The following is an 18,386-nucleotide window of genomic DNA, read 5'->3' as shown; positions in this document are numbered from 1 at the left end:
TGGACAGACGCCACGCTCGCGGCGCCCTGATTCAGACAGATGCTCAACCGCCACGGCGGACACGGGGTCGGTCGGCGAAATCGACCGCATCGCCTCTTCGACCACATCCCCTCTGCGGACAGGGGAAGCGAGTTCGCATCACACCTTCCGCGCACAGTCCTGGAGTCCGGCGCACTGCGGTCAAGCCCGGTGAACTGGGTCGCTCACCTGGGCCGCATCAGCGGCACTCCGCGCAGACGTCCCCCGGACCGCCCTGCCGCCGTACGGTCTCCACCGCCGCTTCGGCGAAGGCGCGGATGCGGCCCGTGTCCGCCGCGGCCCGCCACACCAGGCCGTACTCCAGCGGGGGAGCGTCGTCGATAGGGACGTACGCGATGTTCGGCCGGGCGTAGTACCTGACCTCGTGCGCGGCGGCCGGGTGCACCCCGCGCCCCGCCCCGACCAGGGCGAGGAGCTCCTGCCGGGTCGCCGCCCGCTCACCGCGCTCGACGGGACGGCCCGCCGGAGTCGTGCGCGGCAGGAGATGGTCGAGCCAGTAGTCCGGGACGGGTCCCGAGAGGCTGAGCACCTTGTCCCGGGCGAGGTCGTCGACCCGGACGGAGGGTCTCTTCGCGAAGGGGTGCCGGGTGGAGACGGCCAGCACGCGGGTGTCGGAGATCAGCACGGGGCCGGTGGCCAGATCGGGTTCGACGACGGGGAACTGGGCGAGCAGCAGGTCGAGTTCACCCGAGCGCAGCAGGCCGAAGGGGTCGGAGAGCGGGGTCTCGTGCAGCAGGACCTCACCGGCCGCCGGGTGCCGCTCGCGGTACGCGGAGGCGGCGAACAGCACGAGCTCACCGGCGAGCGGGCTGCTGAACCCGACGCGCAGCGGCTCGGCCAGACCGCGGCCCGCGGCGATCGCCCGCTCGACGCCGTCCCTGATCAGCTCGTAGCCGGGACGTATGTCGTCCGCGAGGCGGCGTCCGATCGACGTCAACTCCACGCGCCTGCTGTTCCGTTCGAAGAGCGCCGCGCCTATGCGCCGCTCCAGTTGCTTGATGCTCTGGCTGACCCGGGCCTGCGACACGTGCAGGCGTCGCGCGGTGCGGCCGAAGTGCAGCTCCTCGGTGAGGGCCAGGAAGATCTCGACGTCTCGGCGTTCCATAACCGTCAGGTTATCGATCGTTGCGCGACCGGCTGTTGTTCGGTGTCCGCCGGACGATCAAGGTTGAGGACATGAACACCGACATGAACACCGACATGAACACCGACCTGCACACCGCCGCCAAGCCCCTCGCCGTCATCACCGGAGCCAGCTCGGGCATCGGCGCCGCCACCGCCCGTACCCTCTCTGCACTCGGCCACCCGCTCCTGCTGCTGGCCCGCAGGGTGGAGCGGATCGAGGCGCTCGGCCTTCCCGACACCCTCGCCAGGTCCGTCGATGTCACCGACGCCGAGGCGGTGGCCGAGGCTGTCCGGGAGGCCGAGGCGCTGTACGGCCCCGCCGACCTGATCGTCAACAACGCGGGCGTGATGCTGCTGGGTGAGGTGGCCAGGCAGCCGGCCGACGAGTGGGAGCGGATGTTCGACGTCAATGTGCGGGGTCTGCTCCATGGGGTACGTGCGGTCCTGCCCGGCATGATCGAACGCGGCCGCGGCACGGTGATCAACGTCAGCTCGGTCGCGGGCCGCAGGACCTACGCCAACCACACGGTCTACAGCGGCAGCAAGTTCGCCGTGCACGGCATGTCCGAGAGCCTGCGCGAGGAGGTCGCGGGCCACGGGGTCCGCGTCGTCACCATCGCCCCGGGAGCCGTGGAGACGGAGCTGCTCTCGCACACCACCGACGAGGTGGTGAAGGCCGACTACCAGGCTTTCAAGGACTCCATCGAGGTGCTCGCCCCGGAAGACGTGGCTGCGGCGATCGGCTTCGCGTACCAGCAGCCGCAGCGCGTCACCCTGCGCGAGCTGGTCCTCGCGGCCACCGCCCAAGTGGCCTGAGTTTGTCGGTTATCCGGTTCGGCATGGTTTCGTACCCTTCTTGTGGTGGGCAGGCCGTGCGTACGCCTCCCCAGTGTCGCCCTGCTCCTGGAGGTCGCGGTGCTCTTCGTGCTCGGCCGGCGGTCGGATGAGGCCAAGCGACGTCCGCGCAAGCATCAACTGCCGATGCTGCTGTGTATGGGGGTCATGTTGGCCACCTCCGGTGCGGCGCGGCTGCGCGGGTGGACCGGGACCGGCATGACGGTGGTGTTCGGGGTCGGGATGGTTTGAGCCGCCGGGACCGTCGTGTTCGCGATCCGATCGCTGGCAGCGCGGGCTTCTGCGCCGAGTCGAGCCACGCCACCCCTGTAGTGGGTGGGTGAACCGCGCTGTGGGCTGTTCCCGACTGGTCCATCAGACGACCGAGCGCCCGCAAGCCGAGCACTGAGCTCGTCCTCGTCCGCCGACCGGCCCGCTGATCAGGCCGAGCCAAAGCGGCAGGCCGGCATGCTCTGATCCCTGTCGCGCTGCTACTCGTAAGCCTGTTTGGACCTGCCCGGCTTTTGCGGCCTCCGTCACGCCGTGCCGGAGCAGGACCCCAACGGAGTCCGTCTCGCCGAGGCATCCGCCCCGCGCGAACGCAGTCTTCGCAGCATCCGCGCGTCCTGGAACCCCACCGCGCGGGCCGCCGCCTCGACGGTGGCCCCCTGGGTGATCAGGTGTTCCGCCCGCTCTGTGCGCAATTCCTGCTGGTATCGCAGTGGGGTCAGGCCGGTGGACGCGGCGAACCGACGGGTGAGGGTGCGCTCGCTCAATCCGATCGCCGCGGCGAGTTCGGACAGCGCAAGCCGGTCGGTGAAACGGGCGTCGATGAGGTCCTGGGCGCGGTGCACCGCGTCGCTGACGTGCGCCCGGTGCCGCAGCATCGCGCTGTCCTGCCGTGCGTCGCCGTTGCGCCGCGCGTAGACGACCATCTGCCGGGCGATGCGTGCAGCGGCACCCGGCCCGTGGCGTACGGCGACCAGATGGAGGGCCAGGTCGATGCCGGAGGCGATCCCGGCGGAGGTGACCACCGTGCCGTCCAGGACGTAGAGCACGTCTCGTACCACCGTGGCCTTCGGATAGCGGCGGGCGAGTTCGTCCTGGACATCGTGGTGGGTGGTGCAGCGCCGCCCGTTCAGCAGGCCGGCCCGGCCCAGCGCGTCGGCGCCGGCGCACACGGAAGCCACCGTGCCGCCCGCCATGTGGTGGGCGCGCAGCCACTCCAGGGTGTGGGCCTGGAGGCGTCCGGTGTCCCGCAGGGTCGGGGCCCGCCACCCAGGCACGACGATCAGATCACCAGCGGTCAGCGACGGCAGCTCCATCGCCGCCTTCAGCGGCACCCCCTGCGCGGTGGGCACGTCCTCCTGCTCGGCCACGTACGCCAACTCGTACCTGAGCCCCTGGTCGGCCGCGGTCGAGAAGACCTGAGCCGGTCCCGCGAGGTCGAGCAGATGCAGCCCGGGGACGAGCAGGAAGACCACCCGGGTCACGATCCGGTCAGCTCCTTAACTGTGGTGACGGTGGCGAAGCGTCCGGCCAGAGCGTACCGGGTGCGTTCGACGACGTCCGCCGGGCGCAGGGTGCGCGGATCGGCCAGCACCTCGGCGTACGGCCGCCCGGCGGGCGCTTCGGGGTGCGGGATCGGCTCGGTGGCGGTCGCGTCCACCACGAAGGTGACGGCGTAGCCGAGGTCGGAGGCCAGCCGGGTGGTGGTCTCCACGCACTGCTCGGTCCTGATCCCGCAGGTGACCAGCGAGCGGATGCCGCGCTCGGTGAGGATCTGCTGGAGGTTGGTGGTGGTGAAGGCGTTGTGCGAGGTCTTGACGAGCACCGGTTCGCCGTCCCGCGCAGCGAGCGGCTCGATCAGCCGGACGTGGCCGAGCGCCGGGTCGAAGACGGTGCCGGTGCCCGGCTCGGAGTGCAGCACCCACACCACCAGGTCGCCGCGGTCCCGCGCGAAGTCCGTGAGCTTGGCCACCTGCCCGGCCACCTCGGGGTCGGAGGCGTGCTGCCAGCTCTCGCGCTGCCGGAAGGACTCCTGGACATCGATGACGAGCAGCGCGGTGCCGGTCGCCGCGTCGTTCGTCTGGGTGTTCGTGTTCTCGGTCATGCCCTGATCCTCGCCCGGTCCGGCCGCCGGGGACCAGGCATGATCGTGTCTGGATGCGGAACGATCCGGTCGCCGTCGCGCGCGGGCTCCCGGCCGCCTCGGGCGGCGATATGACGGACGCCGCGGCCCCCGCCACCTTTCGAACTGTGGCCGAAGAGTTCGCTGGTGGGGCTGGAACCGTGCGTCCCGCGACCTTGGTCTGCGAGGCTGACCTGACCCGTCGTCTCCTCGAACGGACGCCGTGGCACGTTCTGAGCGTGGAAGTAGGAACACGCAACGCTCAGGACACATACGCCCACACCCGGTGCCGCCTGAAAGACATGCTGGGGTTTTCAGGCCGTCCTTCAACGCAGCCGGCGGGGCGCCGGGCCAGGCCCAACGGTAAGTCGTCGCAGGCGTGACGATCAGCCCGGAAGTTCTACGAGGGGCTGAGCATGTGCGTTACAGGCAGCGGGAGTTGAGCCTGCCAGAAGGCCATCGGCAATCCGTAGGGGGGCCGAGGCGCGGAGATCACGGCTCGGTAGGATCTGTGACATGTCCAAACACTTGCTATTCGTAGCCCTTTTCGGACACGGGCACGTCAATCCCACACTGCCGTTGGTCGAGGAACTCGTGCGGCGGGGGCACCGGGTCGACTACGCCACCAGCGCGGAACACGCCGACGCGGTCACCAAGGCCGGCGCGCGCTGGGTGGAACTGCAGTGCTCGTCCGAGCTGTTCGCCGCCCCGCCGCGGGAGTTCGGTCCCGAAGCAATCGCGGCCTGGATGCGTCTCCTGTTCGCGGAAATGAGCGGTTCGGTGTACCCGGTGGTGCGGGACTACTGCGCCGCCGAGTCGCCGGACGTGATCTGTTACGACGGCTTCAACTGGCCGGGCCGGGTCGTCGCCGAGCAACTGGGCCTTCCCGCCGTGCGCTGCATTCCCAACTTCGCCTCGAACGAGGAGTTTTCGCTCTTCGAGGCCATCAAGAAGGGACACGGCGACGAGAACCCCATCGTGTCCCAACTCGCCGCCAGCTGTGCGGAATTCTCCGCCGAACACGGTGTCGTGCTCAACCCGGAGAACGTCCTGGACGCCACCGAAGATCTGAACCTTGTGTTCATACCCAGGCAGTTCCAGCCGGCCGGCGACACCTTCGATGAGCGGTTCCAGTTCATAGGCCCCTCGGTGGGCAACCGGGAGCACGCCGAACCGTGGTCGCCGGCCGATCCCGAGGCACCCTTCCTGTTCATCTCGCTCGGAACGGTCTTCAACGACCGGCCCGAGTTCTACCGCACCTGCATCGACGCGTTCGGTGACGGTCACTATCAAGTGGCCATGACCGTGGGCGGCCTGGACCCGGCCGAACTCGGAGAAATTCCGCCGACCATCGACGTCCGGTCGCATTTCCCGCAGCTGGCCGTGCTCCAGCATGCCGACGCCTTCGTCTCCCACACCGGAATGAACTCCACCATGGAGGCGCTGTATTACGGGGTGGGACTGATCGCCGTTCCGCAAATGCCCGAGCAGGCCGCCAATGCCGGGCGGGTGCAGGAACTGGGGCTCGGCGAGCGGCTGGACCCGGACACGGTGACCGCCGAGTCGTTGCGTGCCGCGGTCGACCGCATCGTGGCCGACGACACGGTGCGCGCCAATCTCGACCGGATGCGTAAGGTCGTCAGGGAGAGCGGGGGAGCGGTCCGCGGCGCCGAGCTGATCGAGGAGCACCTCGGCTGAAGCACCTCGGCTGAAGACTGCCACACGACGCCGGGGCGCGCGCTGGCGTGCCCCGGCTACCGGCGGTTCGGCCGCCCAAGGGCGTCGCGGACGCGGGGGCGTGTTGGACAGGTCGGAGTGCTGAGAGGCCAGGTTGACCTGCTGGTCAACGGTCTGTGAAGATCGCTGGCCATGAGTGGTTGGATACTTGCCTCGTCCCTGATGAAGATGGCGTTCGGGCCGTCGGCGAAGAGGCGTTACCCCGCTGTGTTGACGGCGCACCAGCGGTGGATGGTCTCGCTCGATGCGATTCTGGCGGAGCGCATGTGGGGCCACAGCCACTTGATGCTTTACCCGCTGAAGCGGATCAACCCCACGAACTGCAAGGTGAGCCTGGCACAGAGCTGGGACATCACCTCGCCGGAAAGCCTGCACGCGGCCCTGCAACGGCTGGCTGGTGAGGGGCACCGTATGCAGATGGCGCCGGTACTCGGGCACCCTCCGGTGGCCTGGGACTTCGGTCGCTACGTCTCGGTCGTCAGGTCGGGCTTCGGCGCCGGATACGTCGACGAGGCAGGCGCCTGGCAGCTGCTGGCAGGCGCGGCGGCACCTGTGGCGCAGACGTACGGGTCCTGGCGAGCGTTCGCCGACGACTTCGTAGCCGGACGTCACCTCTGGATGCAGAACGTCGGCCGCGAGTGGGCCGGGTCGCAGGAGGACACCATCCAGGCCGTGCAGCGCCTGCTGGACCCCGCAAACCCCGGCAGTCCCTGGAATCAGGTTCCGTGGGAGACCATCTACCAGCCCGATCAGGTGACGACATGCGCCAACTAGCGCGTGGATCTTCGAACTGCTGCTGAGGGCGTTACTGCCGGCCAGGAGCGCCAGGAGCACCAGGAGCGGCGATTGCAGCGCAGACGGCGGTGGACGTTGTGGCTCGCGATGCACGGGATCGACGCTCGGGCGCGTCGGATTGACGGGGTGGAGGTGATGGCCTGATGCCCCGCGCCTGCCGCCCCGTTCACCTGGCGGACCCTGTTGCAGCGCACCAGGAGGCCCTGTTGGCGGCCCGCTTGAGGATGGGTCCGAGGCCCGTCTCTACCTGCACGGGTGTCCTCACCCCTCTGCCGTGCGGCCGCCGAACATGGCGACGGCTTCGCGTCCCTTGATCTGGTTCTCGGTGACGTAGGGGCGCAGTTCGGCCTCGTAGGCGGCGAACGCGGCGCGGTGGTCGCCGTCGGCTACGGACAGGTGCCGGGCCAGGGAGCGGGCGCCGAGCAGGGCCTGAGAAGTGCCCATGCCCGCGGTCGGGGCAGCGCAATATCCCGCGTCGCCGAGCAGTGCGATGCGGCCCTTCGACCAGCTGTCGAGCTGGACTTGGCAGGTGGATGCGAAGGAGAAGTCCTCGGCCTCGGCCATGGCCGCAAGCAGCCGGGGGGCCTGCCAGCCGCGGTCGGCGAAGGCGGCGCGAACCGCGGCTTGCTGTTCGTCGCGGCCGCATCGGTCCAGCGCGGGCGAGGCGGTGGCGAAGGAGAGGCTGACGGTGAGCCGGCGCGGGTCGCCGGCGCTGAACAGGTAGACGGCTGCATTTCCGTCCAACTGCAGCATGCCCTGGTGGTCCAGGCCGAGGTAGTTGTCGGTGGTGAACCCGGCACCGGACAGGCCCAAGTGGTGCAGTGCCTGCTCGTGCGGGCCGAAGGCCAGCCGCCGCACGCGCGAGTAGATCCCGTCGGCACCGAAGACCAGGTCGAACTCGCGGGTGGCGCCGCGCTCGAATTCGACGGTGACGCCTCCCTCGTGCTCCGTCAGCGTCGCGATCGAGTCGTCGAAGAGGTACTCGATGTCGTCGGCGGTGATGCGGTACAGGATCCGGGTCAGGTCGCTCTTGGGAACCTCCAGCTCGCCGGCGAACGCCTCGGCGGGCAGCAGCCCGGTCTCGGCGCCGGTCTCATCGATCAGGGTGGTACCGCGCATCTTGGTGTCGTGCTCGCGCACTTCGGCGAGGATGCCGAGTTCGTCCAGCACCTCGAAGGCCGCGCCACGGAAGTCGACGGCGTAGCCGCCGCCGCGTACGGCGGGGGCTCGCTCGACGACGGTGACCTGGTAGCCGCCGCGGTGCAGCAGGTGGGCCAGGGCGGGTCCGGCGACGCTCGCACCCGAGATCAAAACCGTGGAGTTGGTGGTCATGGCAAGGACCCTAGATCTCCTTGACCATATGGTCAATCCATTTGGATGAACCATATGGTCAAATCTCTTGCTATGCTCTCCGGCATGGGAAACCGCGAGGATCTGTTGGCGGGCGCCAAGAGGTGCCTGATCGAACGGGGCTGGGGCCGCACCACGGTGCGGGACATCGCCGCTGCCGCCGGAGTCAGCCACGCCGCTATCGGCTACCACTTCGGCTCCCGGGACGCCCTGCTCACGCAGGCCCTGGTGGAGGCGGTGGACGAGCTGGGCGAGGAACTCGCCGGCCAATCCCCCGGAGACCGGACGGAGGACCGCTGGGAGGCGCTGATCGACAGCTTCACCACGCACCGCGCGCTGTGGGTGGCCCAGCTGGAGGCCGCCGTGCAGGCGCAGCACTCGCCCGAGGTGCGCGAGCGCCTGGCGGACGGCCAGCGTCAGGGCCGCGAGGGCCTCGGCGGCTCGGTGCCGCTCGCGCTGCTGTCCGGCCTGATGTTGCAGTGGCTGGTGGATCCGGAGCATGCGCCGTCCGCTGCCGACGTCATCGCCGAACTTCGCTCACTGGCCCAGGGATTGTGAACGGCGTGGCACTCCGGCTCGGGACAGCGTCCTCTGCGCCTACCGCTACCGACGCTGAGATGCCTTTCGCTAGGTTGACGTGCCGCCCGTGACGGTGCTCGCGGTCTGAGATGTTCTGCGGGCCTCGTCACCGCCGGATGTCAGGGCTCGGCGCAGCGGAAAGGCGGTGAGCAGAACGAGGATGCCGAAGAGGGTGATCGGCAAGAGCCCGACCGGCCGGAGAAACGCCGCTGGATGCGCCCATACCGCCCTCCAGTTGACGTACCAGTTGCCGACCAGGTCCGCGAGCATGACCACGGCAGCGAGCAGCGGTCCACCTGGGCGGGCTCGAATGCTCAACAGGGCGACCAGCGGATCCAGCAAGAGGAGCGCATGGAAAAGTAGTTGGATGGGTATGGGCGCGTAGCTGTAGGCATGCAGCGCGCCGGTCGCCAGACAGTACGCATGCCATGCCGTCCCTTCAAGGAACCCGACCGCGTAGGCTGCCGCCATGCACCGGACCCATACCGGACGAACCCCCCACCGCATGATGGTCACCATAGCGTGTTCTTGAATGTGGCCTCGAACGATGACTCGAACGTGACCTCCCGGGCCGGTGGTGGCGGGACGTGAGCGCGCCGGCCGAGACCAGCACGGGCTCGCCCTCGGGGCTGTACGTCACCGCGTACAGTCGTTGGTCAGTGGCCGGTCAGCGCGATCACGATACCTACGACGAGGGACAACACCCCCGCGGCCACGCTCCCGACGGCGACCACGGTGAGCCAGAGCTGGAGGGAAGCCCAGAGGTGCGGTTTCGAACGGGCCGGACTTCCGCCGCCCACGGAAACCCTGCGGGAGCCCACGCACACCATCACCGCCCCGACTGCCGCCGCCCACACGATGCCGAAGGCGGCGGCCACATCCAGCACCGCGGTGGAGACCAGCGGACGGTGGTAGCTGCCATCCGACTCGCGGAGCAGCCTGAGGGGTTTGCCGACCCCCACCGGGTTGTCATCGAGGTGCGCCGAGTGATCGGTGAACCCGCCTTCTGTCGCGACGAACGTCCCCGTGCAGGGGTGCACATCGCCGCCGCGGGGTTGGTGGATGGTGTGGCAATGAATGGCGGAGAAGGTACCGGGCGTGCCTGACCGGGCGGTCGCGTAGCGGAAGTCGGTCCACGCCCATCGCAGCAGCAGGCCCATCAGCGCGACGATGCCGAGTAAGAGGAGCACCCCGATCGGTGTGCGCGCCCACGACCAAGGGGCGCCCGGTCGCAGCGTGCGCGTGTGCCGGCCCATCCGTTCCCCCGTGGCTGCTCTCGCTGGCGCTGATGCCCGTACCCGTACCGCGTGTTCAGAGCGGCAACTTCACAGCGGCGGCATCTTTACAGCGGTATGTTCACAGCATCCCGGAAGCCGTGAGGACCGCGCGGGCCTCCTGCCCGTCGATCCGGTCCGCCAGCTCCTGAAGTACCTGTCTGCCGTGGCGCAGCGTGCCGCGCTGGACGGAGCGGCGGGCGCCGGCGTCGATCAGATGCCACATCAGCGGATTGGCATCCAGGACTTGGCGGTCCAGTTTCAGCCACCGTCCGTCGGCATCTCGCAGGACGAGGCGGACGGCGATGCCGCCGTTCTGCCGCACCGCAACCAAGGCGTCGGTGCGTACCCTGCGCTCGCCCAAGAGGCCCCGTACCGCCAGCCACCCGTCGCCCGCGGTGACGCGCGAGGGCAGGGCGATCGCGAGGACCACGAGTCCGAGTACGGCCCAGAGCCCGGCGCGGGGCAGCGTGAGGCCGCCCGAGCACCGGTCGAGCAGCATGATCGGACCGACGAACGCCAGGGAGTACTGAACGGCGCGCCGGGCATCCGCACGCCAGTGGCGGTCGACGGTGATGTCCGGCCGCCCGGCATGCGGCACGCCCGGCGCGGTCCGCGGTCCCATGTGGCTGACACTAGGCAGGCCGTGCCGGAGCGCCCGTTTCTTGACATCTTCCTGATGTTGCGTGGCTGGTTTTTATCGCTTTCTTGACGCCTGGGCCTCCGTGGGCGCGGTCAGCCGACGTGGACGCGGGGGCGGCGGTCGCGGTGGGGTTCGGCCTCGCGCAGGACCTCACGGGTGACGGGGGCGACTTCGCCCTGGCCGAAGAGGAAGAAGCGGAGGAACTGGGCGAAGGGGTTGCCTTCGGTCCATTCGAAGTAGATGTGGGGGCGCTGTCCGGTGGTGTCCCGTACGTGCAGGAGCAGGGCGGCCAGAGCGTTGGGGATGGAGGAGCTCTCCACGGTCAGGACGCGATAGCGGTCGTGCAGGACTTCGCCGCGTACGGTCATGGCCGCCTCGAACTCCGAGGGGTCGCCGAGGGTGACCTCGACGAAGACGAAGTCCTCCTCGGCCGACAGGTCGTTGTCGACGCGGATCTGCTGGAGTTTGTCGCGGTATTCGGCCCGGTCGCGCTGGTCGGGTTCGTTGGCGATGAACCGGATCTTGCGATGCGCCGTATCGCGGACGAACCGTTCGGCCATGTCATCCATGGTGATGTGGGTGACGCGCAGCTCGAAGGCGCGCCGAAGCCGCGACAGCAGCGAGATGAGGATGATGCCGGCGATGAAGCAGGCGCCGATCTTGACACCGTCGGGGCGTTCGACGACGTTCGCGCCGGTGACGTAGAGCAGCACCGCGGCGACGAGCGCGAAGCCGATCGTCCAGGCCCGCTGACCGGCGCGGCGGGCGGCGATGGTCACCGCGATCGCCGCGGAGGACATCAGCACCAGGACGCCGGTGGCGTAGGCGCCGCCCTGCGCGTCGACGTCGGCGTCGAAGAGCCAGGTGACCAGGAACGCCACCAGGGTGAAGACGATCACCATGGGGCGTACGGCACGCGCCCAGTGCGGGGCCATGCCGTAGCGGGGCAGGTAGCGCGGCATCAGGTTGAGCAGCCCGGCCATGGCGGAGGCGCCCGCGAACCAGAGGATGGCGATGGTGGAGACGTCGTAGAGAGTGCCGAAACCGCCACCGATGTATTCGTGCGCCAGGTAGGCGAGCGCGCGCCCGTTGGCCTGGCCGCCCGGCTTGAACTCGTTCGCCGGGATGAGGAGGGTGGTGATGAAGCTGGTGGTGATCAGATACACGCTCATGATCACAGCGGCGGCGGTGAGCAGCTTCTTGGTGCCCCGGATCCGCCCGGTGGGCTTGGCCTCGGTGTCGCTCGCGTCGCCCTGGACGTGCGGCATGACCGCCACGCCGGTCTCGAAACCGGACAGGCCCAGCGCCAGCTTCGGGAAGACCAGCAGGGCCACCCCGACCATGGCGAAGACGTTCCCGTGCTGAGTGGTCAGGGCGCTGGACCAGTCGGTGACCACATGCGGGGCGGTCACGATGTGCCACAGGCCCACGGCCACGACCACCGCGTTCAGGACGAGGTAGACCCCGACCAGGGCAACCGCGACGCCGATCGCCTCCAGGAAGCCCTTGAGGAACACCGCGCCCAGCAACGCCACCAGCACCAGCGTGATCAGCATCTGCTGGCCGTGCAGGACGTCCGTCAGATGGGGGTTCTCCACCAGGTGGGTGGAGGCGTCCGCCGCCGACAGGGTGATCGTGATCAGGAAGTCGGTGGCGGCGAAGCCGAGCAGGGCCAGGACGAACAGCTTGCCCTTCCAGAACGACAGCAGCCGCTCCAGCATCGCGATCGAACCCTCGCCACGCGGGCTCTCCTCGGCCACCCGCCGGTAGACCGGCAGCGCGCCGACCAGCGTCACGATCACGAGCACGAGGGTCGCCACCGGCGACAGCAAGCCGGCCGCCAGGGCGGCGATGCCCGGCTGGTAGCCCAGGGTGGAGAAGTAGTCCACACCGGTCAGGCACATCACCCGCCACCACCGCTGCCCCTCGTGGGCGCTCTCGGGCTCGGCGTGCGGACCCTGCTGGTGCTTGGCCATATCGGCCAGGCCCTCCAGCATCCACGCGCGCAGACGACTGCTCCGCGGTGGGGCTGCGGAGGAGGTATCCGCGGGGAGAGGGGTGGCCATCGCATGCTCCTGTGTGTACGCGTACGGCTCGCACGGCTCGTACGGCGAAATCCGGCCATCGGGGAGATGGCCTGGTCAGGGTACGCACTCACAGCGTTTTCGCCACCGCGTTCGTCCAGGTCCGGACGGTGGCGTCAAGGTGGTGTTAAGAGTGCCGACGGCGGCTTGGAGTGCGGCTGAAATTGATGTTGGCTGGACGATTCGGGGGAGCGTGATGACGGGACGGGACCAGGCGGAACGGGGCCGTCGGCAACCGGCGATGGTGCCGGTGGGGCGGCACCGGCACGGCGGACCAGTGCTGCGCCCGCTACGCAGCCTCCGGACGCGTAAGCCCTGGCGCCCGGCCAGTCCGACACGGGTTGCGCTGCTGATTCCGCTCGCCGCGCTGACTGTCCTGGCCAGTGGGGTGCTGTGGCCGCTCCACTGGATGCTGGTGCCCTCGCTCGTGCTGGGGATGGCCGGCGGAACCTGGCTGATCGTGGTGGTCCCCGGGCTGCTGCCCGACGGGGCGCTGAGCCGCCTGATGGTGACGCTGCTGGTTGTTCCGGCGGTCGCTGCCGCGGTGCTGGCCGCGAATGCCTCGCAGGGGTTCGTACTGGAGCTGCGGGGCGAGGTGCGGTCGGGTGTGGTCGCACGTGTCATCGAGCACCACGGGAAGACCACCTCGTACGAGTGCGTCATCCGCTATCGCGGTGCCACCGACGCGCCCGGCAGCCTCAACTGCGGCACCTCCGACCACGTTGGTGACGCGGTACAGGTGGCGTGGGACCCTGGCGGGCTGGTCGAGCCGGACTTCGCGGAGGCTGACGGGACGTACCGGTTCTTCGCGATTCTCGCGATGGTGAGCGAGATCGCGCTGGTGTTGCTCGGCGAGTTCACCGTGGCCCTTGCGGTCACCCTGCACGCCGCCCGCAAGGCCGCGGCGGCCCGCGATTCCGCTACGACCGACGGCTCCGGGATGGCACATCCCCAGAGCACAGCCTCCTGCAACACCCTGTAGCTTGTGCGACGGCAATGACCACCGCCCGTTGGTTCGCCGAACCCGGTCGCCCTTACACAACTTTGACCCCGAACCGGTGTGCACATCGGAACCTTCTGTCATGTCCCCGCAATCTTGATGACGTGACGTCAACTCTGCACTTGAGTACTCCCTTTGGCGAGCGTTCCCAGCACATGGTGATCTGCGGCGACGACGGGCTGGCCCACCGGCTGGCGGTGACCCTGGACGCGGTGTGCGGTGAGGCCGTCACCGTCGTGCTGCCCTCCCGGCGTGAGGGGCATGCACCGGAGATCGCCGTGCTGCACCGCGATCCGCAGTCGCCCGTCGAGCTGCTGGTGGCGGCCCGTCCGGACGAGCAGACGCTGCGGGCCGCGGGAGTCGAGCGGGCGGCCGCGCTCGCCCTCGCCTACCGCGACGACCAGGTCAATGTCACCGCGGCACTGCTGGCCCGCACCCTCAACCCGGCGATCCGCCTGGTCATCCGCATGTACAACCGGGAGCGCGGTGAGCATCTCGAACGGCTCCTGGACCGTGCCGTATCGGCGCTGGGCCGAACCGACGACACCGCGCTCGACATGTCCACCACCGTGCTTTCCGACACCGACACCGCGGTACCTGAGCTGGTGGCCGCGGCCGCGGTCGGGCAGGGGGACCCGCTACAGGTGGAGGGCCAGGTCTTCCGCGGGGTCGTGCGTCCCGCGCGTACCCCGCCGCAGTCGGCCGATCTCGCCACCCTCGCGGTGCTGTCCGGCGCCCACCAGGACGACCCGGCGAGCGAGGACAGCCCGGAGACGCCGGGGGAGGAGGGCACCCAGCTGCTGCCCGACACCGCCACCTCCTACCACCGGCAGTTCACCCACGGCCGGCTGATGCTGGAGGAGGTCACCCATCACCATCCGCCCGAGGCCCCGACGCGCGACCGGCGCGGTTACGGTGCCTGGCTGCGCGACCGGCTGGCACATCTGCCGTGGAAGGTCTTCCTCTCCCACGAGATCCTCGCGGTCTTCGGCGCGCTGGCCGCGATCGTGCTGGTACTGGCCGCGGCCACCGCACTGGCCGAGCCCGGTCCGCTGTGGAAGTCGGTGTACCTGCCGCTGCTGGACATCTTCACCATGGGTGACCCGGCAACCGACGAATCACCGGCCCGCCGGGTACTCCAACTCATCGCCGGCTTCGTGGGGTTGGCGGTCCTCCCGCTCGTGGTCGCCGCGACCATGAACGCCACCGAGGCGTTCCGCAAAGCCTCCGTGGGACATCCTCCGGCCGAGGACCTGCGCGACCACATCGTGCTGGTCGGCCTGGGGAAGGTCGGCACCCGGGTGCTGGCCCAACTGCGCACCACCGCTCATCAGGTGGTGGTCATAGAGCGGGACCCGCATGCGCGCGGCGTGGCCCTGGCCCGCGAACTCGGTGTGCCGCTGCTGCTGGAGGACGCCGGCGCCCCCGGGGTCCTCGACCGGGCGCGCATCCGCCAGAGCAAGTCGCTGCTGGTGCTCACCCGCGACGACGGCGAGAACCTCGACATCGTGATGGCGGCGCGCGAGGGCAACCCTCAGGTGCGGGTGGTGATGCGGCTCCACGATGACGACTTCGCGGCCACCGTCTCCCGTACCATGCGCGCCTCCTATCCCGATGCCACCACCCGGAGCCGCAGCGTCTCGGCGCTCGCCGCGCTGCCCTTCGCCGCCGCCATGATGGGCCGCCACGTCCTGGGCATCATGCCGGTCGAACGCGGCTCCCTCCTCTTCACCACGGTCGACGTCGCAGGCCACCCGGAGCTGGAGGGACACTCCGTCCACCAGGCCTTCCGCGAGAACGAATGGCGCGTCCTGGCGGTGGGCTCCGCCGCCGAGACCGGTTCTCCCGGTCCGACGGACACCTTGGGCAGCCTGCGTCTCGACCGGCCGGGCTTCGACTGGCGCCCCTCCCACGGCCGGATCCTGCGGGCCGGTGACCGGGTCGTGGTGGTCTCGACCCGGCGCGGTCTGGACTTCCTGATGACGGGGGTGCAGCCGCACCCGGCCGACCCTCGTGCATGAGCATCGCCCGGCCGCACCGTCCGCCGGGCAGCCGCCTACGACGTGACCGCGGCCGGCAGGCCGGGCGCAGCCGTCAGCTGACCGGCGGTGGTGGGCACCGTGAGCACCATGGTCATCCCGCCGCCGGGGGTGTCCTCGGCGGTGAGGGTGGCTCCGATGGCCTCGGCGAAGCCCCGGGCGACGGCGAGGCCCAGGCCGACGCCCGCGCCGCGCGGCGCGTCGCCGTAGCGCTGGAAGGGTTCGAAGATGCGGTCCTTGGCGCCGTCGGGGACGCCGGGGCCGCGGTCGGCGACGCGCACTTCGACGCGGCCTCCCAGCGTGCTGGCGGAGACGAGTACGGGCTCGCCCTCGGGGCTGTACTTCACCGCGTTCTCGACGATGTTGGCGACCGAGCGCTCCAGCAGGCCCGGATCGACCGCGACCATCGGCAGCTCCTCGGGAATGTCGAGGATGACGCTGTCCTCCGGTACGCCGCCCAGGGCCATCGGCACGACCTCGTCGAGGTCGACCTCGCGGATCAGGGGTGTGACGGTGCCGGTCTGGAGCCGGGACATGTCCAGGAGATTGCCGACGAGGTGATCGAGGCGGTCGGCGCCTTCCTCGATGCCCGCGAGGAGTTCGGCCTGGTCCTCGTCGGACCATTCGACGTCGTCGGAGCGCAGGGAGGTGACCGACGCCTTGATACCGGCCAGGGGAGTACGCAGGTCGTGGCTGACGGCCGCGAGCAGAGCGGTGCGGATGCGGTTGCCCTCGGCGAGCTTGCGGGCGGTTTCGGCCTGGGACTGGAGGCGCTGGCGGTCGAGGACGACGGCGGCCTGGGCAGCGAAGGCCGCCAGCACGCGGCGGTCCTCGGCGGGCAGGACACGGCCCGACAACGCGAGCGCCATATGGTCGCCGACGGGCATGTCGACGTCCGCGTCCTCCGGGCGGGCGAGCGGACCGGCGTCGCCCACGCTGCCCGAGCAGGTCCAGGGGGACGTCTCGGACTCCCGCTCCAGCAGTGCCACGGCGTCCATCGCGAAGGTCTCGCGCACCCGCTCCAGCAGGGCGTCGAGGGTGGTCTCGCCGCGCAGCACGCTGCCCGCCAGGAAGGAGAGGATCTCCGACTCGGCGCGCAGGCGGGCGGCCTGGTGCGTGCGCCGGGCGGCGACATCGACGACGGAGGCCACCGAGATCGCCACCAGCACGAAGATGACCAGTGCCAGGATGTTCTTGGGGTCCGCGATGGTGAGCCGGCCCACGGGCGGTGTGAAGAACCAGTTGAGCAGGAGCGATCCCACCACGGCCGATGCCAGCGCCGGGAGCAGACCGCCGAGCAGCGCCGCCGCCACGGTCAGCGTCAGGAACAGCAGCATGTCGTTGGCGAGACCGAGGCCCGTCCCGACCTGCAACAGCAGCAGCGTGAGCAGCGCCGGCCCCACCACCCCGGTCAGCCAGCCCCGGATGATCCGGGAGCGGCCCAGCCGCGCACCGCGGGTGACGGGGAGCCCGCGTCCCTTGGCGGCTTCCTCGTGGGTGACGATGTGGACGTCCAGGTCGGGTCCGGAGTCGCGGGCGACGGTCGCGCCCACGCCGGGACCGAAGACGTACTGCCATGCCCTGCGCCGCGAGGTTCCCAGGACGATCTGGGTGGCGTTCACGCCCCGGGCGAATTCCAGCAGCGCGGAGGCGATGTCCTCCCCCAGAACATGGTGGAAGGTGCCGCCCAGGTCCTCGACGAGGGTGCGTTGGACGGCGAGTTCCTTGGGCGAACCGGAGGCCAGGCCGTCGCTGCGGGCTATGTAGACGGCGAGCACCTCGCCACCCGCACCCTTCTCGGCGAGGCGGGTGGCGCGCCGGATGAGCGTACGGCCCTCACTGCCGCCCGTCAGGCCGACCACTATGCGCTCGCGCGAGCCCCAGATCTTCGAGACCCGGTGTTCGCTCCGGTATTCCTGGAGGTATTCGTCGACCCGGTCGGCCACCCACAGCAGCGCCAGTTCGCGCAGCGCGGTGAGGTTGCCGGGCCGGAAGTAGTTCGACAGCGCCGCGTCGACCTTGTTCGGCTTGTAGATGTTGCCGTGCGCCATGCGGCGGCGCAGCGCGTGGGGAGACATGTCGACCAGCTCGATCTGGTCGGCGCGGCGTACCACCTCGTCGGGGACGGTCTCCTTCTGCCGCACCCCGGTGATCGACTCGACGATGTCACCGAGGGACTCCAGGTGCTGGATGTTCACCGTCGAGACCACATGGATCCCGGCTTCCAGCAGCTCCTCGATGTCCTGCCAGCGCTTGGTGTTGCGCGAGCCGGGGACGTTGGTGTGCGCCATCTCGTCGACCAGCGCCACGGCCGGTCTGCGCGCCAGGATCGCGTCCACGTCCATCTCGGTGAACACCGTGTCGCGGTACGCCAGCTCCCGGCGCGGAATCTGCTCCAGGCCGTGCAGCATCACCTCGGTGCGCGGCCTGCCGTGGTGCTCGACGAAGGCGACCACACAGTCCGTGCCGCGTTCGATACGGCGGTGTGCCTCGGACAGCATGGCGTAGGTCTTGCCGACGCCCGGTGCCGCGCCGAGGTATATCCGAAGCTTGCCGCGAGCCACGTGGCCCCGCCCTCCGTGTCGTGGTGTCCAGGGGCGAAAGCCCGGGTCGTCAGTGGTCGAAGCGATGGCCCATACCGGGCGAGGTGAAGAAACGCCCGGGATGTGCCGAGGACGGGTTGGGTGGAACGGACCAGGAGAGGGAATCGCGCCGGTGGCTGGATTTCGTCGCTCCTTGACGCAGTCCTTACGGTC

General features: G+C 69.7%; 16 protein-coding genes. 7 read left to right on the top strand and 9 right to left on the bottom strand.

The window, feature by feature from the left end; translation table 11 throughout:
* Positions 1–217: 217 nt before the first annotated feature.
* The gene (locus tag SNA_RS18745; RefSeq protein ID WP_030063180.1) at positions 218–1,144 is read right to left on the bottom strand and encodes a LysR family transcriptional regulator; all 927 of its coding nucleotides are present in this window, start codon (positions 1,142–1,144) and stop codon (positions 218–220) included.
* 71 nt (positions 1,145–1,215) lie between these two features.
* Here SNA_RS18745 and SNA_RS18740 point away from each other — a divergent pair, with 71 nt between their 5' ends.
* Both SNA_RS18740 and SNA_RS18735 read left to right on the top strand, forming a co-directional pair.
* Positions 1,216–1,980 carry an SDR family oxidoreductase gene (locus SNA_RS18740; protein WP_078970011.1) on the top strand — a complete coding sequence of 255 codons (765 nt, stop codon included), beginning with the start codon at positions 1,216–1,218 and terminating at the stop codon, positions 1,978–1,980.
* A gap of 45 nt (positions 1,981–2,025) precedes the next feature.
* Positions 2,026–2,250 carry a hypothetical protein gene (locus SNA_RS18735; RefSeq protein WP_157879981.1) on the top strand — a complete coding sequence of 75 codons (225 nt, stop codon included), beginning with the start codon at positions 2,026–2,028 and terminating at the stop codon, positions 2,248–2,250.
* Positions 2,251–2,534: 284 nt separating this feature from the next.
* Here SNA_RS18735 and SNA_RS18730 read toward each other — a convergent pair whose 3' ends face one another.
* Together SNA_RS18730 and SNA_RS18725 are read right to left on the bottom strand one after the other, a co-directional pair.
* Positions 2,535–3,491, bottom strand: coding sequence for a GlxA family transcriptional regulator (locus SNA_RS18730; RefSeq protein ID WP_044365924.1), 957 nt, complete (start codon positions 3,489–3,491; stop codon positions 2,535–2,537).
* Entirely contained in the window at positions 3,488–4,111 is a 624-nt protein-coding gene (locus tag SNA_RS18725) for a cysteine hydrolase family protein (protein ID WP_044365923.1), read from the bottom strand. The genes SNA_RS18730 and SNA_RS18725 overlap by 4 nt, the downstream gene beginning before the upstream one ends.
* Before the next feature lie 534 nt (positions 4,112–4,645).
* On the opposite strand from SNA_RS18725, the gene SNA_RS18720 reads away from it, so the two are divergent.
* On the top strand, positions 4,646–5,827 hold the full coding sequence (locus SNA_RS18720; RefSeq protein WP_030063184.1) for a macrolide family glycosyltransferase: 1,182 nt from the start codon (positions 4,646–4,648) through the stop codon (positions 5,825–5,827).
* 201 nt (positions 5,828–6,028) lie between these two features.
* On the top strand, positions 6,029–6,640 hold the full coding sequence (locus SNA_RS18715; RefSeq protein WP_030063185.1) for a DUF1266 domain-containing protein: 612 nt from the start codon (positions 6,029–6,031) through the stop codon (positions 6,638–6,640).
* 282 nt (positions 6,641–6,922) lie between these two features.
* On the opposite strand, the gene SNA_RS18710 is transcribed toward SNA_RS18715, so the two are convergent.
* On the bottom strand, positions 6,923–7,993 hold the full coding sequence (locus SNA_RS18710) for an FAD-dependent monooxygenase (protein ID WP_044365922.1): 1,071 nt from the start codon (positions 7,991–7,993) through the stop codon (positions 6,923–6,925).
* A gap of 84 nt (positions 7,994–8,077) precedes the next feature.
* Between SNA_RS18710 and SNA_RS18705 the strand changes: the two genes are divergently transcribed.
* The gene (locus SNA_RS18705; protein WP_037788469.1) at positions 8,078–8,569 is read left to right on the top strand and encodes a TetR/AcrR family transcriptional regulator; all 492 of its coding nucleotides are present in this window, start codon (positions 8,078–8,080) and stop codon (positions 8,567–8,569) included.
* A gap of 69 nt (positions 8,570–8,638) precedes the next feature.
* Here SNA_RS18705 and SNA_RS18700 read toward each other — a convergent pair whose 3' ends face one another.
* The 4 genes from SNA_RS18700 to SNA_RS18685 all read right to left on the bottom strand — a co-directional run bounded on the left by SNA_RS18700 (position 8,639) and on the right by SNA_RS18685 (position 12,573).
* Positions 8,639–9,109, bottom strand: coding sequence for a hypothetical protein (locus SNA_RS18700; RefSeq protein WP_030063188.1), 471 nt, complete (start codon positions 9,107–9,109; stop codon positions 8,639–8,641).
* Between the two features lie 137 nt (positions 9,110–9,246).
* Complete coding sequence (locus SNA_RS18695) at positions 9,247–9,780, bottom strand: hypothetical protein (protein ID WP_157879980.1); 534 nt, start codon at positions 9,778–9,780, stop codon at positions 9,247–9,249.
* Between the two features lie 166 nt (positions 9,781–9,946).
* Positions 9,947–10,489, bottom strand: a complete 543-nt coding sequence (locus tag SNA_RS18690; RefSeq protein ID WP_044365921.1) for a hypothetical protein — start codon at positions 10,487–10,489, stop codon at positions 9,947–9,949.
* Between the two features lie 110 nt (positions 10,490–10,599).
* Positions 10,600–12,573, bottom strand: a complete 1,974-nt coding sequence (locus SNA_RS18685) for an APC family permease (RefSeq protein ID WP_044365920.1) — start codon at positions 12,571–12,573, stop codon at positions 10,600–10,602.
* Between the two features lie 214 nt (positions 12,574–12,787).
* On the opposite strand from SNA_RS18685, the gene SNA_RS18680 reads away from it, so the two are divergent.
* A complete protein-coding gene (locus SNA_RS18680) occupies positions 12,788–13,573 on the top strand; it encodes a hypothetical protein (protein ID WP_157879979.1) in 786 nt (261 codons plus the stop codon).
* Between the two features lie 140 nt (positions 13,574–13,713).
* Positions 13,714–15,612: an NAD-binding protein gene (locus SNA_RS18675; RefSeq protein WP_241779723.1), complete on the top strand. Its 1,899-nt coding sequence runs from the start codon at positions 13,714–13,716 to the stop codon at positions 15,610–15,612.
* Positions 15,613–15,647: 35 nt separating this feature from the next.
* Here SNA_RS18675 and SNA_RS18670 read toward each other — a convergent pair whose 3' ends face one another.
* The gene (locus tag SNA_RS18670) at positions 15,648–18,194 is read right to left on the bottom strand and encodes a sensor histidine kinase (RefSeq protein WP_030063195.1); all 2,547 of its coding nucleotides are present in this window, start codon (positions 18,192–18,194) and stop codon (positions 15,648–15,650) included.
* Positions 18,195–18,386 lie beyond the last annotated feature (192 nt).

It is taken from the genome of Streptomyces natalensis ATCC 27448, from assembly GCF_000935125.1.
GTDB lineage: Bacteria > Actinomycetota > Actinomycetes > Streptomycetales > Streptomycetaceae > Streptomyces > Streptomyces natalensis.
This window is presented reverse-complemented; position numbering and strand designations above follow the sequence as displayed.

Bases quoted from the DNA above. Each gene is read 5' to 3' on its own strand.
- SNA_RS18725 (WP_044365923.1), bottom strand. From the start codon at position 4,111: ATGACCGAGAACACGAACACCCAGACGAACGACGCGGCGACCGGCACC.
- SNA_RS18680 (WP_157879979.1), top strand. From the start codon at position 12,788: ATGACGGGACGGGACCAGGCGGAACGGGGCCGTCGGCAACCGGCGATG.
- SNA_RS18685 (WP_044365920.1), bottom strand. From the start codon at position 12,573: ATGGCCACCCCTCTCCCCGCGGATACCTCCTCCGCAGCCCCACCGCGG.
- SNA_RS18710 (WP_044365922.1), bottom strand. From the start codon at position 7,993: ATGACCACCAACTCCACGGTTTTGATCTCGGGTGCGAGCGTCGCCGGA.
- SNA_RS18745 (WP_030063180.1), bottom strand. From the start codon at position 1,144: ATGGAACGCCGAGACGTCGAGATCTTCCTGGCCCTCACCGAGGAGCTG.
- SNA_RS18705 (WP_037788469.1), top strand. From the start codon at position 8,078: ATGGGAAACCGCGAGGATCTGTTGGCGGGCGCCAAGAGGTGCCTGATC.
- SNA_RS18720 (WP_030063184.1), top strand. From the start codon at position 4,646: ATGTCCAAACACTTGCTATTCGTAGCCCTTTTCGGACACGGGCACGTC.
- SNA_RS18700 (WP_030063188.1), bottom strand. From the start codon at position 9,109: ATGGTGACCATCATGCGGTGGGGGGTTCGTCCGGTATGGGTCCGGTGC.
- SNA_RS18740 (WP_078970011.1), top strand. From the start codon at position 1,216: ATGAACACCGACATGAACACCGACATGAACACCGACCTGCACACCGCC.
- SNA_RS18715 (WP_030063185.1), top strand. From the start codon at position 6,029: ATGAAGATGGCGTTCGGGCCGTCGGCGAAGAGGCGTTACCCCGCTGTG.
- SNA_RS18690 (WP_044365921.1), bottom strand. From the start codon at position 10,489: ATGGGACCGCGGACCGCGCCGGGCGTGCCGCATGCCGGGCGGCCGGAC.